Genomic DNA, 15,187 nt, shown 5'->3' on the forward strand with positions numbered 1-15,187 from the left:
ACAGTTCATGGCGGCGTTGCATTGCCTAGTCGTACTATTCGTACTGCCTTCGGCAATGCGCCTTGCCCTGAACGTGTTCTGAGGCGTTCTTGAAAACTTGAAAAAATGAAAAAGCCAGGCTCCGCTCACGCGGGCCTGGCTTTTTTCATGCGGGCTGGGCGGAGGCCACGGCCGCCTTCTGCCGCTGGATCGCCAGCACCAGCAGCGCGGCGACGAGGCAGGCGGCGCCGGCCGCGAACAGGGCAGGATTGTAGGTCAGCATCAGGGTGCGGATGCGGCCCGCGCCGTAGGCGGCCACGGCGGCGCCCAGCTGGTGGCCGGCGAATATCCAGCCGAAGACCATGCCCGCCCGCTCCCGGCCAAACGTGGCCCCTACCAGCTTCACGGTGGGCGGCACGGTGGCGATCCAGTCCAGGCCGTAGAACATGGCGAACAGGGACAGGCCGTACAAGGTGAATTCCGAATACGGCAGCCAGAACAGCGACAAGCCACGCAAGCCGTAATACCAGAACAGCAGCTTGCGGTTGTCATAGCGGTCCGACAGCCAGCCGGACAGGATGGTGCCGAACAGGTCGAACGCGCCCATCATGGCCAGCACGGATGCGGCCGGCACGGCTGACAGGCCCGAGTCGCCGCACAGGGAAATGAAATGCGTCTGGATCAAGCCATTCGTGCTGAGGCCGCAGATGAAAAACGTGCCGAACAATATCCAGAAAGTGCGGTTCGCCGCCACGCTGCGCAGGATCATGAACGGCGTGGCAAACGTCATTGTCGCCGCCGGCGCCGCCACCAGGGGCGTGGCCGGGTCGGCGCCGTAGGGACGCAAGGCCACGTCTTGCGGGCGGTTGCGCATGCACAGGAAGGCCAGCACGGCGACGATGGCGCAGGCGGCGAACACGGGCATGACGGCCGTGCGCCAGCCGTAGTGTTCTATCAGCCAGGCGCCCACGGGCAGGAACAGCAGCTGGCCCGTGGCCGAACTGGCCGTCAGCACGCCCACCACCAGGCCACGGTGCGTCTCGAACCAGCGGTTCGCCACCACGGCGCTCAAGACCAGCGCCGTCATGCCCGAACCCAGACCCAGCAGGATGCCCCACAGGGCGACCAGGTGCCAGAACTGCGTCATGCGCGTGGCCAGCAGCATGCCCGCTGCGATCAGGCCCAGAGCCACACAGATGACATTGCGCAAGCCGAAACGCTCCATCAGGATGGCGGCAAACGGCCCCATCAGGCCGAACAGCACGAAGCGCACGGCCAGGGCCGAGGAAATCTGCTCGGCATCCCAGCCGAACTCGCGGCTCAAGGGCTGCATCAGCGCGCCCGGCAAACCCAGCGCGGCCGACGACGTCAAGGCGGTGAGGAAAGTAATGGCGACGATGACCCAGGCAAAGTGCACGCCGCGCCGCTCCAGCCATTGCGAAAAAGATAGGGAAAGCATGCCGTCCTCATGAGAAAAAGTGAATGCCGGCCAGCATCAGCCGACTGGATTTTTCCCATGTTATATTATGATCGTAATTTATACAATCAAAAAAAACTGGAGCCACACTGCTGCGTGCGGCTCCAGTCCCGGCTTTAACGCATCGACAGAATGCGGCTTACTTCACCTTCAAGCCATTCTTCACATCCGTCACGCCTTCCACGCCACGGGCCAGGTCGGCGGCTTTTTTCACTTGCGCCTGCGAAGGCACAAAGCCGCTGAGCATGACGACGCCGTTGACCGTTTCCACGTGTACATCGAGTGCTTTCAAGTCGCTGTCCTTGACGAGGTCAGCCTTGATTTTCGTCGTGATGACAGAGTCGGCCACGGCCGTCTTGGTGCTGCCGGCCGCATTGCGCGTCACGCAGGCGGCCTTGGCCGCCGCATCCATGGCGTCGCAGTTTTCCTTCATCGTGGCGGGCGGATTTTGCGCCACGTTGGTGCCGGCCCTGGCGCCCGTGTTGGCATCGGCCAGCGCGGCCGTTTTCGCCGCCTTGGCATCGGTCATGCACGTGGTTTTATCGGCCCCCGTGCGGTCGCCGCACTTGGCCTTGGCCAAGTCATACTCGGCATTGGCGACATCCTTGCGGGCCTTGCCCAGTTCGCGCGGCGTGTTGCGGTATTGCGCCACGGCGTCCGAATCGGCCTTGGCGCGTGCCACCTTGGCTTCCTCCACGCAGACTTTTTTCGCGTTGCCGCTCTGGCTGTCGCAGGCGGCCTTGGCCTGCTTGTAGTCGGCCGATGCCTTGTCCGTCAAACTCTTGTACGAGGCATCCTGCGCATACGCGGGCGTGGCGGCAAGCAGGGCGCTGGCACTGCCGGCCAGCATGAGTGCGATCATTTTATTCATGATGGTTCCTCTCTGGTTAGTTGATGCCCAGATTAGACCCCTGCCGCGCGCAAAGCTCCGTGCGACAGCACACGCTGACAGTCCATTCGCATAAAAATCATCGCTTATTTGTCGCCGCTCAAACCCTTCCGCCACAATACTTGCGCCTGTTCAAATGGTGAAACGGACTCATCAAATGCACCCGCGCCAGCGGCCAGCGCCAGCCAGGCTTGCGTGGCGTGCGAACCGCCTGCGCCATCGCCAGCCGCGCGCACGCCGCGCATCCAGGCCAGCACATCCTGATATTGCCCGGGGTGGCGTCCATGCATCCACGCCAGTGCTACCAGATCCGCATAGGCCTCTTCGCGGCGCGTCTCGCGCAGCTCCTGCGCCAGCGGTGTCAGCTGGCTCCGCTGCATGCTGCGCGGCTCGACAAAGCCGCGTGGCAAGGCATGCCAGTCGCCCTGCGCATAGCGCTGGCAGTGGCCGATCTCATGCGCCGTCATCGCTTCCATCATCAGGCCGTGGCGCGCAGCCGGCACGCCTTGCAGGACACTGGCCGCCTGCGCATTGCCGCGCAAGGAGAGCACCAGCTTGCAGCGCCCTGCCGCGTAGCCCAGCGCCAGCGGCACGGCGCCGAGGGCATCCTGCGGCTGCACGATGATATCGATGGGCAAGCCTTGTGCACGCGCAAACGCGATGACGGCTTGGCCCGCCTGCAGCCAGCGGGTTTCCAGGTCGGTGAGCTTGGCGGCAGCCACGGCGGACACAGGAGAAAAAACGATGAGCAAGCTCATCAGCAAGAGCGGATTTGGCATGGGATCGGCGGGAAAAAGAGGATATACCGCTGCAGAGTAAGCGGTGAAAATATTTCCACAAGGAAAAACTGGCAACTTTTCATAAATAAAGACAAAAAAAAACCGGCGCAGAGGCACCGGCTTTTCACACTGATAATAATCAAGGTCAGCTTATTTCTTCGCCGCCTTGTCCAGCGCGCGGGCCGTGACGAATTCCGGGCGGATATCGTTGGGCACGGCCTTCATCTTGTCGAGCGCCACCTGCACTTCGGGGCGGATCACCACGTACTTGGTCATCAGGTCTTTCGCGCGCGCATAGTCGCCCGTCGCCTCGATGGTCAAGAATTCACGGTCCAGGTCGATCACGGCCTGTTTGATCTTGCCAAAATCGACGCCGAACTTGCCGTCGCCCAGCGATACAAAGCCGCCCTTGTCGAGGATGTAATTCATCTGGATGGCCATGCCGCGCGCATGCGAATCCGTCAAGCCGAAATGCAGGGTGCGGAAACCGGAGGCAAGGAAAGTGTTGTACAGCTTGCGCTCGGCCGCCTCGCCCTGGCCCAGGGTATCGTTCAGTTGCCCCTTGTCCATCATGTAGCGCAGCGCGAACAGGCCCGTGATGTCGGCCTTGGCTTCCTCAATGGTCGAATAGGCTTCCTTCAAGTCCTGGCGCGGTGTCGATGGCTTGCCGTCGACCACGGTCGCATGCGGACCCAGGCCGTGCATGATTTCATGCGCGAGAATGTGCGTGAAGAAGGAATTGAAATCCACATCCTGCTGCGCCTCGGGCGTGAGCACCAGTTTCGAGATCGGCGTCAAGGTGGCCTTGAACTTGGCTTCCTGCACATTCTTCAACATCACGCGCTTGGAGCCGCGCGCGCTGATGATGCGCTCGTCGTTCGGCAGGTTGTAGGCGGCCGTCTGCACGGCCATGTTGCCGTCGCCGGCGCCGTACACCTGGTTGACCACCACCATCGGCGCCAGCGCCCCCACTTTCGGGTTGCGGTACCGGGCGTCGAGCGGCAGGTTGTCTTCCAGCTCCTGCATGTGCTTGGCGAAGAAGTTCAGCTTCTGCGTTTCCGCCTGGTCGCGGATGTTCACGTAGGCTTCGAAGGCGGCCTTGTAGCCGAACAGCTCGTCGTTGTACGTCTCGTAGGGGCCGATGGTGATGTCGACGGGCGAATCGAGGTCCATCCAGGCGAAGTCGGACGGCAGATAGTCGTTGTCGAGGAAAGCCTTGGCGCGCAGGGTCAGGAATTTCTTCAGCGATGCGTTGTCCGTGGCGGCGGCCGCTTCGTCGAGCAGCTTGGCCAGTTGCTTCAGTTCCACCTTGTATTCATCCGAATACTTGACGGTCTTATAGGTGCCATCCTTGCCCGCGCGAATCGTCGTGAAGAACCATTGCGCCTGCTGCTTGTCGTCCGCCGTCAAGCCGTTCATCCACGTTTCCAGGCTGGCCTTGGTGGCGCCCTGCGGATAGAAGTTGCCCGCTTCCGGCTTGTGCGCGGGAATCGCGATACCGGCATAGCTGGCGGGCATGAACGAGGCATGGGCGTCGAGCACCGACCATGGCCCCTTGTTGATCCAGAAATAGTTCAAACGGGCCTGGCCCAGAGCCGACTTGTCCTTCTTCAAGGCCGCCCACAGCGCTTCATTGCCGGACCAGCGCTGGCGCAGCTGCAGCACGTCGACCAGCTTGGCCGCTTCGACCAGCTTGGCGATGGCCTCGCGGTCGCCTGCGGACAGGTGCGTGACATCGGCAGTCAGCGCGACGGGCGCATAACGCGCGCTCATGGCCGTCAGTTGCGCGGCGGTGGCCGGGGTTGCGGATGCGGCCGCTTGCGTTGCGGCGCAGGCGCTGCCGACGGCGGCGGCCATCAGCAGGGGAATCAGGATCTTTTTCATGGGGCCTCGGTGTGTGGTTCACAGCAAGCAAGCGCCCCGCACCATCACGGCGCGGCCGCTTCCTTGTTCAGCCTGCGATTGTCCCACCTGCCCCATGGCATGGCAAGCGGCTTACCAGACCTTGTACACCTGCCCCGTCTGCGCCCCTTCCACGCTGCGGCTGTAAGCGAGCGCCACGCGGCTGGCGGCGACCGGTTCGAAGCCGTAGAAGAAGGGGCCATACGACTCCAGCGACTCTTCCAGCACCGTGGGGCTGACGACATTGATGCGCACGCCGCGCTGCAACTCGATGGCGGCGCCCCGTACGAAACCTTCCACGGCCGCGTTGGTCATGGTGGCGGCCGTGCCGAAACGGATCGGCTGGTCGGCCACGATACCGCTCGTGAGCGTGATCGAGCCGCCATCGTTCAGGTATTCCTGCGCCACCAGCGCCACGTTGACCTGGCCCATCAGCTTGCTGTCCAGGCCCAGCTGGAACTGCTCGGGCGTAAATTCGGCCAGGGGGCCGAAATGCAGCTTGCCGGCCGTGACGACGACGGCATCGACCTTGCCGATGCGCTTGAACAGGGCGCGCACTTGCACGATGTCGCCCATGTCGGCCTGGTGCGTGCCGCTGCGGCTGCCCACTTCGATGATTTCATGGCGTTGCGCCAGTTGGGCGGCGACGGCCGTGCCGATGGTGCCGCTGGCGCCGATGATAACGATTTTCATGATGCTTCCTAGTCTGGTTGAACGATGGAGCCAGTATGCGCCGCTTACAAAAAGGAATAAATACGCTAGAATTTACAAGATTACTAATCTACAGTTTGCAATCAAGGCGCCATGGATAAATTGCGCAGCATGGAAATTTTTGTCGCCGTCGTCGATGCGGGCAGTTTCACGGCTGCCGCCGATGCGTTCCGGATCTCGCCCGTGATGGTGGGCAAGCACATCAAATACCTGGAAGAGCGGCTGGGCGCGCGGCTGCTGGCGCGCACCACGCGGCGGCAAAGCCTGACGGAAATCGGCCAGCAGTATGTGGAGCAGTGCCGCCAGATTTTGGGCAGCATCCATGCGGCCGAACGGGGCGCGGAAGCCATGCGCACGGCGCCGCGCGGCAAGCTGAAGATCACGGCGCCCGTGTCCTTCGGCAGCGAGTGCATCGCGCCGCTGCTGGCCGACTACCTCGATGCCTATCCGGAAGTGAGCCTGGAATTGAACCTGAACGACAGGACGGTGGATCTGGTGGAGGAAGGATTCGATGCGGCCATCCGCATCGGCAAGCTGGAAGATTCCGCCATGGTGGCGCGCGCGCTGCGGCCGTATGCCATGGTGATCTGCGCCGCGCCCGCCTACCTGGCCAGACACGGCACGCCGCGCACGCCGGCCGACCTGGCGCGCCACGAATGCCTGGACTTCATGCAATGGACGCGCCATGTGCGCTGGCGCCTGGCCAGGAGCGGCGACGACGATGGCAGCCCTGTGCGCGAGAGCCGCTTCCGTTCGAACAATGGGCAGGCGCTGCGCGTAGCGGCCCTGCACGGCTTCGGCATCGTCATGCAGGCGGAAATCCTGATGGCCGGCGATATCGCCGCCGGCAGGCTGGTGCCGCTGCTGGCCGACTACGTGCCGGCGCCGCGCCCCATGCACCTCGTGTATGCGCGCGACCGCCAGCCCACGCCGAAACTGACGACCTTCATCGATTTTCTGCTGGAACGCTACGGGCCGGCGGCGACACCGCCGCCGGCCACGCTCACGTAACCGGGAAGCTTAGTTCACCTTTGCGGCGGGCGCCGACGCCAGCTTGGCCAGTTCGCCGTCCGGCTGCCAGCCGGCACCTAAAGACCTCGCCACGGCGACGGTCGCCAGCAGGCGCTGGGTCTTGATCTGCGCGGCGGCGCGGTCCGCGGCCAGCGAACTGCGCTGCGCGTCCGTCACGTCCAGGTAGGTCGAGATGCCGCGCTCGTAGCGCGTGCGCGCCACCAGGTAGGCGCGCGCCGCCGCTGCCTGCGACAGGGCCTGGGCGTCGCCCTGCAACTGGCGCTGCTCCACGTCGGACAGCGCATCTTCCACTTCGCGCAAGGCCGTCAGCAGCTTGGTTTCATGGTTCGCCACGGCTTCCGCATAGCGCGCCTTGCTCAACTCCAGGTTGGCCTGGTTGCGGCCACCGTCGAAGATCGGCAGGGACAGGGCCAGCGGACCAAAGCTGAACTGGCGCGAACCGCCCTGCGCCAGGTCGCGCAGCTTTTCGGAGGCGTAGCCGAAATTGCCCGTCAATTGCAGCGTCGGATAAAACGCGCCTTCGGCCACGCCCACCTGCGCGTTCGCCGCGCGCAGGCCAGCCACGCTGGAAACAAGGTCAGGACGGTGCGCCAGCAGGCTGGCAGGCAGGCCGACAGGGATACCTGGCGGCAGCGGCAAGATGGATGGATCGGCGGCGACCGGCAATTGCAGCGCCGACGGCGGCTTGCCCGTCAGGGTGGCCAGGCTGTTTTCCAGCTGGTTGCGCTGGCGCTTGACTTCATGCAGGTCGGCCTGCGCGTTCGACAGTTCGACTTTCGCGCGCGCCAGGTCCAGCTCATTCGTCAGGCCCGCGTTGAAGCGCGCCTCGACCAGCTGCGCCGATTCGCGGCGCGTATCGAGCGCGCCATTCAGGATCGCCATTTCCGCATCGAGGCCGCGCAGCTGCCAGTAGTTGCTGGCCACTTGCGCCGACAGCATCAACAGCACGCCGTCGCGGTCCGCCTGCGCCGCCAGCGCCTGCGAATCGGCCGCTTCGACCATGCGCTTGACACGCCCCAGCAAGTCCACTTCGTACGACAGCGTGCCACCCACGGAAAAATTGTTGCCGCTGATGGAGCGGTTGCCCAGGGCCAGGCCCTGCGAGGTGTTGGCCGAGGTGCGCGAATTCGAGATGCCCGTGCTGACGTTCACGCTAGGCCCCTGGTTCGCACGCGCCGTGCCGCTTTGCGCCAGCGCCTGCAGCAATCGCTCGCCAGCCGCTTTCACGCTCGGGTTGTCGCGCAGCGCGGCTTGTTCCAGCCGGTTCAGGGTGTCGTCGCCGAACACGTTCCACCATTCGGCCGGCAATTGCGCGGCGTCCGCGCTACCCGCGCCATGGCGGAACGTGGCCGTGTCGATGCCGGCCAGATTGGCGGGCGCCTTGAAATCCTGGCCCACGGTGCCGCAGGCGGCAAGCAGGACGGCCAGCGAGGCGGCTGCGGCGATTTTGGTCATAACTATGTTCATGATGTGTACCTTCTTGTTCTTGAGGTGTTTGCGTACGCGGTCAATGACCGCCGCCACCGCCACCGGGGGCTTTGAGTTTGTCGGCCAGCCACAGGGGCACGATGCAGGCCAGCAGGATGGCGCCGATCAGGAAGAAGCCGTCGTTATAGGCCATCACATACGCTTCGCGGCGCACGATGCCATCGATCGCCTGCAAGGCCTGGTTGCCGGCCGTGACGGCGTCATACCCCTTGGCCATGAACGAGGACGTCAGCTGGTCGATGCGCAGCTGCGTGGCGCTGGAATAGGCATTGATCGCTTCACCCAGGCGCTGCGAATGGAAGTGCTCGCGGGTGCTCAGGGCCGTGGCCAGCAGGGCGATGCCGATCGAGCCGCCGAGGTTGCGCGTCATGTTGAACAGGCTCGAAGCGGATGCCATGTCCTTCGGCGCGATGCCCTTCATGGCGAAGTTCGACAGGGTCAGCATCACGAAGGGCTGGCCCAGCGCACGCACCACCTGCGACCACAGCAGCTGGTCGTAGCCGGTGGAAGCGTCCATGTAGGCATTCATCATGCACGAGCCGCCAAACAGCAGCAGGCCGATCGAACACAGGATGCGGTTATCCACCGTCGAGGACAGCTTGGCGACGAAGGGCATGATGAACAGCTGCGGCAAGCCCACCCACATGATGACTTCACCGATCTGCATCGGCGAGTAGCCGGCGATCTGGCCCAGGAACAGCGGCAGCAAAAAGGCCGAGCCATACAGGCCCATGCCCGTCACGGCCGACAGCACGGTGGCGACCAGGAAATTGCGCTGGCCGTACAGGGCCAGGTTGACGAACGGTTCGGCGCGCGTGGCGCTGGTGACGACCCAGCCCAGGATGCCCGTCAGGGCCAGCGCGGCAAAGGCGATGATGAAACCCGAGTCGAACCAGTCCTTCGAATTGCCCTCTTCCAGGAAGATGGTCAGGCAACCGAGGCCCAGGGCCATGAAGAAGATGCCCAGCCAGTCGGCCTTCCAGAACAGCTTCAGTTGCAGCGGCTCCTTGTCCAGGCCATAGATCATGCCGACGATCAGCAGCACGCCGGGCACCCAGTTGATGTAGAAGATCGATGGCCAGCCATACAGCTCGGAGAGGTATCCGCCCAGGGTCGGTCCCATGGCCGGCGCCAGGGTCGCCGTCAAGCCAAAGATGGCCATGCCGACGGCGCGCTTCGATGGCGGCAGCTTGAGCATCACCAGGGTGAACGCCATCGGAATCAGGGCGCCGCCGGTGAACCCCTGCAGCATGCGGAAGACGATCATGCTTTCCAGGTTCCAGGCCGCCCCGCACAGGGTGGAGAACAGCAGGAAGAAAGCGGTGGTGCCGATCATGTAGGTACGCAGTCCGAACACGCGCGCCAGCAGCGCGGTGAGGGGAATGACGATGATTTCCGCCACCAGGTAGGCCGTGGAAATCCACGAGCCCTCTTCCTGGGTGGCCGACAGCGAGCCAAGGATATCCTTGAGCGAGGAGTTGGTGATCTGGATGTCGAGCACCGCCATGAAGGCGCCCAGCATGCCGGCGGCGACCGCCAGCCAGGTGCGCCCGGAGACTTTTTCGTCGATCACGGGAAACGCTGGCGGCTTCGCCAGCGTGGTGGAGGGGCTGCTCATGGAAGCTTAGCGGGTGGTGGACTGTGCGGCTGAAACGGGAGCGGAAACAGCGGCGTGGCGCGCAGCCGGCTGCGTTTCAGGCTGATTCACTTCCACTTCGGCGATCACCGACATGCCCGGCACCAGGCGGCCATTCATGGCCTTGATGTCTTCCGGCTGGAAGACGATTTTCACGGGCACGCGCTGGACGATCTTGGTGAAGTTGCCGGTGGCGTTATCGGCCGGCAGCAGGGCGAATTGCGCGCCCGAGGCAGGCGCGAAGCTGTCCACGGTACCCACCAGTTTCTTGCCCGGCATGGCGTCGATGGTCACGTGCACGCTCTGGCCTCGGTGCAGGTCGGCCAGCTGCGTTTCCTTGAAGTTGGCGGTGACCCAGACGTTGTCCTGCACGATGGCCGTCAGTTGCTGGCCCGGCTGCACGCGCATGCCCGTTTCCACGTTGCGCTTGCCGATGCGGCCGGCGACGGGGGCCAGGATGCGGTTGTATTGCAGCTGTTGTTCCGCGTCCTTCAATTGCACGCGCAGCACGGCCACTTGTGCCTTGGCCACGTCGCGCGCAGCTTGCGCCGCGCCAATCTGCGCCTTGGCGGCCGAAGCGCTGTCGCGGCGGGCGGCCAGGTCAGCCACGGCGCTCGAGCGGGCCGCGTTGGCCGCGTCGAGTTCCGCTTTCGATACGGCTTTCATCTGGCTCGTGTACAGCTGGCCATAACGGTCCGCATCCTGTTTTGCGCGCAGCAATTGTGCATCCGCTTGCGCCACTTGCGCCTGGGCGCCGCTGGCTTGCGCCTGCACTTGCGCGATCTGCGCATCGGCCTGCAGCACTTGCTGCTCGGCGCTGGCGATCTGCGCGGCGATCTGCTCGGTCTTCACGCGCTGGTCGAACGGATCGAGTTCGGCGATCACGTCGCCCTCTTTCACGATCTGATTGTCGTCGATGAAGACCTTGGTGACGACGCCGGAAATGCGCGCCGAGACGGGATGCACGTGGCCGGCCACATAGGCGTTTTCCGTTTCCACGAAATAGTGGCTGCGGTACCACATGCGCGCACCGGCGCCCAGCGCGACGAGGACGATCAGGCCGGCGATGATTTTCACGCGGTTGTTCGGTGGTGCGGAGCTGGCGGAAGCGGCGGGCGTGGAAGGTGCGGCAGGGGCCGCGGGGGGGACGGCGGTCAGCACCTTGTGCTCTGCCTGGCCTGGCTGGTTGGACATACTCGCTCCGAAAATGAAATGATATAGGTTCATTATTGGGCAAAGAAAAGCCAAAGTCAAGAAATGAAACGATTGCATTTCATTTTAATTTGCACTACAGTGTGAGCCATCACTTACTTTTCCACTTATAAAGAGACCCAGACCATGTCCGATCCCGGCCTCAGCGATACCTTGCCTACCGATACAGAATCCGACGATGCCGCCCAGGAGCTTTCCTGCTGCGGCAAGCCAGCCGGCCGTCCGCGCGCGGCCGACATGGAAGCGCGCATGGACAACCTGCTGCACACGGCCGGCTGCCTGTTTCTGGAAAAAGGGTATGGAAAGGTGAGCCTGGAAATGATCGCCCGCGAAGCCCACGTGGCCGTGCGCACGATCTATGTGAAGTTTGGCGGCAAGTCGGGCTTGTTCAATGCCGTGGTGGAATTGCGCCGCGCCGCCTATTTCTCGACCATGCCGGCGCTGGAAACGGATATGCGGCCCCTGGCCACCATCCTGGGCGAGTTCGGCCTGCTGTTCGTGCAGCTCGTCACCATGCCGGCGGCGATCCGCCTGAATCGCATGGTGGTGGCCGAAGCGGCCACGCACCCGGAACTGGCGGAAACGTTTTACAAGGTGGGGCCGGGGCAGACGCGCGAGATGCTGACCAAGTTTTTCAGCCGCCCCGACATCGCACCGCTGTTTCGCGCGGAGTTGACGCCCTCCATGCTGTCGCTGCACCTGCTCAATTGCCTGCTGGGCGATCAGATGTCGCACCTGCTGTTTCCACCACAGGCACAACCGGATGTGGCGCAATTGCGCGCCAAGGTGGCGGTCAGTCTCGACCTGTTCCTGCGTGGCACCCTGCGCCAGCCGCTGGCGGACTGATGCGGGATGGCTGGCCGGGGAATTCAGCCAGGGCGGCTGCAATCTTCCGGCAGCGCCGCTTCAGCGAGTGCATCGCTCAAGCCCAGCGCCCGCAGGAAAGGCTGGGCCGCCGACGCGCCATCAAGACTGAGTGAAGACTCACTTCCATCGTAGCGATCCGGGCCATAGCGCATCAGGTCGAACGAGGTTTCAAAGCGCTGCGCCAGGAAATACGTGCGGAAGTAATCGAAGGAAAACGCCACCTGGCCATCGGCCCGCAACAGCAAGCCATGCGCATACAGCGGCGCCAGCCAATCCCCGGCCGCCATGCTCCAGCCCTTCACGCCACAATAGTCGCTGGCAAAACGCTCCAGCTCCGCCTCGCTGAGGAAGACGGTCTTGGCTTCGAACATCACGAACGCCAGTTCGATCAGGAATTCGCGCGCATCGGCAGCCACGCCGGCGTCCACGCGCTGCTGCACGCCTGCCTTGCCCAGCAAGCCATCGAGATAAGTGCGCTCGCCTGCCAGTTGCGGCAGCAAGGTGGCAAACACATACTCGGCATCCATCTGCCCCGTTTCCTGGCCATTCGGCGTGTACAGCACCGACAGGGCGAAGTTCTTGCTCACGTCATCGAACTCGCGCAGGGACACCGTCCACTGCGTGCCAGCCGCGCCGCCATCGGCCGCGCCCGTGCCAAACTCGAGCACGGCAAACGCCGCCATCTGACCCTGCACACTGTACAGGCTGCCGGGATTGCTCTTGAACAGGATGCCCAGCGACTTCATCAACGAACTGGCATCGCCCGTATGCTGGTGACCATGGAACACGGCGTGGATATTCTTGTAGTACGCGCGCTGCTCGGCGCTGGCGTGCTCGTCGGCGGAGAAAAAGCTGAAGCCGGCATTGCCCAGCGCCGCAGCCGCGACACCCTGCACGCGGCTGCCCGGCACCAGGTAGAAACGCGCGCCGGGCAAGCTGGCCGCCTGCAGCAAGGGGCGCAGGAAGTATTCGTAGACATACACGGGCGTCGTATCGGCACAGGCGTCCAGCGCCACCAGCTGGCCCGTGAAGAAAATCGCATCGATCTTCTTGCCTGCCGCCAGGATAGCAGCCACATCCTGGTACAAGGCATGCAGCATCACGGCTTGCTCTTGCTCATCGGCCCGGCGCAAACGGACATCGGCAATATGAAGGGCGGTAAATTTTTTCATCGTTGCAAAACTCTCTCAGTACAGCGGAATTTGACCGTATCCCACGCTGGCAACATTCCTGGAAAAATCACACGCTTCCGTTGAAGCAAAAGCAAAACATGGTTACAGACCTCCATTCTGCCACTTTTTCCACACGGCAATACTCACCAATTTTCACAAGACACCGCTGCGCCACGTTTTACTATGCTGCAGGTCAAGGGAAATAAAAAAACCGGGAACATGTCCCGGTTTTTTATACTGAAAGTTAACTTTTTATCAGCGCTTGCGCGGCGGCGGCAAGTCCGTGCACACGCCTTCGTACACTTCCGCAGCCATCCCGATCGACTCGCCCAGGGTTGGATGCGGGTGGATGGTCTTGCCGATGTCGGTGCCGTCGCAACCCATTTCGATGGCCAGCGCGATTTCACCGATCATGTCGCCCGCATGCGTGCCGACGATGGTGCCGCCGATGATGCGGTGCGTTTCCGCGTCGAACAGCAGCTTGGTGAAGCCTTCGGCACGGCCATTGGCCACGGCGCGGCCGGAAGCGGCCCAAGGGAAGTGGCCCTTCTCGACCTTGATGCCCTTGGCTTTCGCTTCGTCTTCCGTGATGCCGGCCCATGCCACTTCCGGATCCGTGTAGGCGACCGACGGGATCACCTTGACGTCGAAGTGCGACTTCTGGCCGGCAGCAGCTTCCGCTGCCACGTGGCCTTCATGCACGGCCTTGTGCGCCAGCATCGGCTGGCCCACCAGGTCGCCGATGGCGAAGATGTTCGGCACGTTGGTGCGCATCTGGCTGTCGACGTTGATGAAACCGCGGTCCGTCACCTGCACGCCGGCCTTGTCGGCGGCAATCTTCTTGCCGTTCGGGCTGCGACCCACGGCGACGAGCACCAGGTCGTAGACTTGCGGCGCCGGTGCCGTGGCACCCGCTTCGGCCGCTTCGAACGTGACCTTGATGCCTTCCGGCAGCGCCTCGACGGCCACCGTCTTGGTCTTGGTCATGATGTTGTCGAAGCGCTTCTCATTGAACTTCTGCCACACCTTGACGGCGTCGCGGTCCGCGCCCTGCATCAGGCCATCCATCATTTCAACCACGTCGATGCGCGCGCCGAAGGTGGAATACACGGTCGCCATTTCCAGGCCGATGATGCCGCCGCCGATGACCAGCATGCGTTTCGGGATCTGGCGCAATTCCAGCGCGCCCGTCGAATCGACGATGCGCGGGTCTTCCGGCACGAATGGCAGTTTCACCACGGACGAACCGGCCGCGATGATGGCTTGCTTGAACTGCACGACTTTTTTCGAACCGTCGCCTGCCGTCACTTCGATATGGTTCGCGGAGAGGAACTGGCCCACGCCCGTGACGACTTGCGTCTTGCGCGCCTTGGCCATGCCGGCCAGGCCGCCCGTCATGTTCTTGATCACGCCTTCCTTGTAAGCGCGGACCTGGTCGATGTCGATGGTCGGCTTGGCAAACGTCACGCCCGTGTTGGACATGTGCGCCGTTTCATCGATGACGGAAGCGACGTGCAGCAGCGCCTTCGACGGGATGCAGCCCACGTTCAGGCACACGCCGCCCAGGGTGGCGTAGCGCTCGACGATGACGGTGCTCATGCCCAGGTCGGCCGCGCGGAACGCCGCCGAGTAGCCGCCGGGACCGCCGCCCAATACCATCATGTCGACATCGATGTCGACCTGGCCGCTGTAATTGCCGGCCGGGATGGCGGCAACGGCTGCCGGTGCTGCCGCCGGGGCAGCCGCCGGAGCGGCTGCCGCAGGTGCAGGAGCCGCCGCAGGAGCGGCAGCAGCCGCACCTTCAGCTGCTTCCACCACCAGCAGCGCGCTGCCTTCGGCGATCTTGTCGCCGACCTTGACCTTGACTTCCTTGACGACGCCCGCGTGGGTCGATGGAATCTCCATGCTGGCCTTGTCCGATTCGACCGTGATCAGGGACTGGTCCACCTTGATGGTGTCGCCGACCTTGACCATCAGTTCGATGACTTCGACTTCCTTGAAGTCGCCGATATTCGGTACTTTTACCTCTACTGTGCTCATCAA

At 63.4% G+C, this 15,187-nt stretch carries 12 protein-coding genes; 2 read left to right on the forward strand and 10 right to left on the reverse strand.

Annotation, left to right across the window (positions count from 1 at the left end):
- Nucleotides 1-145 precede the first annotated feature (145 nt).
- The 5 genes from CSQ92_RS15415 to CSQ92_RS15435 form a co-directional block, all read right to left on the reverse strand.
- The gene (locus CSQ92_RS15415) at nt 146-1,438 is read right to left on the reverse strand and encodes an MFS transporter (RefSeq protein WP_034786573.1); all 1,293 of its coding nucleotides are present in this window, start codon (nt 1,436-1,438) and stop codon (nt 146-148) included.
- 157 nt (nt 1,439-1,595) lie between these two features.
- Nucleotides 1,596-2,327, reverse strand: coding sequence for a BON domain-containing protein (locus CSQ92_RS15420; RefSeq protein ID WP_099394493.1), 732 nt, complete (start codon nt 2,325-2,327; stop codon nt 1,596-1,598).
- A gap of 104 nt (nt 2,328-2,431) precedes the next feature.
- Complete coding sequence (locus tag CSQ92_RS15425) at nt 2,432-3,124, reverse strand: hypothetical protein (protein ID WP_099394494.1); 693 nt, start codon at nt 3,122-3,124, stop codon at nt 2,432-2,434.
- A gap of 150 nt (nt 3,125-3,274) precedes the next feature.
- Nucleotides 3,275-5,008 carry a dipeptidyl-peptidase 3 family protein gene (locus tag CSQ92_RS15430; protein WP_099394495.1) on the reverse strand — a complete coding sequence of 578 codons (1,734 nt, stop codon included), beginning with the start codon at nt 5,006-5,008 and terminating at the stop codon, nt 3,275-3,277.
- 111 nt (nt 5,009-5,119) lie between these two features.
- On the reverse strand, nt 5,120-5,719 hold the full coding sequence (locus tag CSQ92_RS15435; protein WP_099394496.1) for a short chain dehydrogenase: 600 nt from the start codon (nt 5,717-5,719) through the stop codon (nt 5,120-5,122).
- Nucleotides 5,720-5,830: 111 nt separating this feature from the next.
- Here CSQ92_RS15435 and CSQ92_RS15440 point away from each other — a divergent pair, with 111 nt between their 5' ends.
- Nucleotides 5,831-6,748, forward strand: coding sequence for a LysR family transcriptional regulator (locus CSQ92_RS15440; RefSeq protein ID WP_099394497.1), 918 nt, complete (start codon nt 5,831-5,833; stop codon nt 6,746-6,748).
- 9 nt (nt 6,749-6,757) lie between these two features.
- Here CSQ92_RS15440 and CSQ92_RS15445 read toward each other — a convergent pair whose 3' ends face one another.
- From CSQ92_RS15445 to CSQ92_RS15455, 3 genes are read right to left on the reverse strand one after another with little or no spacing between them, the layout of a single operon-like run.
- Nucleotides 6,758-8,224, reverse strand: coding sequence for an efflux transporter outer membrane subunit (locus CSQ92_RS15445; protein WP_034786567.1), 1,467 nt, complete (start codon nt 8,222-8,224; stop codon nt 6,758-6,760).
- Between the two features lie 52 nt (nt 8,225-8,276).
- Complete coding sequence (locus CSQ92_RS15450) at nt 8,277-9,875, reverse strand: DHA2 family efflux MFS transporter permease subunit (RefSeq protein ID WP_034786566.1); 1,599 nt, start codon at nt 9,873-9,875, stop codon at nt 8,277-8,279.
- A gap of 6 nt (nt 9,876-9,881) precedes the next feature.
- Entirely contained in the window at nt 9,882-11,087 is a 1,206-nt protein-coding gene (locus CSQ92_RS15455) for an HlyD family secretion protein (protein ID WP_099394498.1), read from the reverse strand.
- A gap of 144 nt (nt 11,088-11,231) precedes the next feature.
- Between CSQ92_RS15455 and CSQ92_RS15460 the strand changes: the two genes are divergently transcribed.
- Entirely contained in the window at nt 11,232-11,951 is a 720-nt protein-coding gene (locus tag CSQ92_RS15460) for a TetR/AcrR family transcriptional regulator (RefSeq protein WP_099394499.1), read from the forward strand.
- A 23-nt stretch (nt 11,952-11,974) separates the two neighbouring features.
- Here CSQ92_RS15460 and CSQ92_RS15465 read toward each other — a convergent pair whose 3' ends face one another.
- Both CSQ92_RS15465 and lpdA read right to left on the reverse strand, forming a co-directional pair.
- On the reverse strand, nt 11,975-13,144 hold the full coding sequence (locus CSQ92_RS15465) for a hypothetical protein (RefSeq protein ID WP_099394500.1): 1,170 nt from the start codon (nt 13,142-13,144) through the stop codon (nt 11,975-11,977).
- Between the two features lie 255 nt (nt 13,145-13,399).
- On the reverse strand, nt 13,400-15,184 hold the full coding sequence (gene lpdA, locus CSQ92_RS15470; protein WP_070281363.1) for a dihydrolipoyl dehydrogenase: 1,785 nt from the start codon (nt 15,182-15,184) through the stop codon (nt 13,400-13,402).
- Nucleotides 15,185-15,187: the final 3 nt, after the last annotated feature.

It is taken from the genome of Janthinobacterium sp. BJB446 (genome assembly GCF_002735655.1).
Lineage (GTDB): Bacteria > Pseudomonadota > Gammaproteobacteria > Burkholderiales > Burkholderiaceae_D > Janthinobacterium > Janthinobacterium lividum.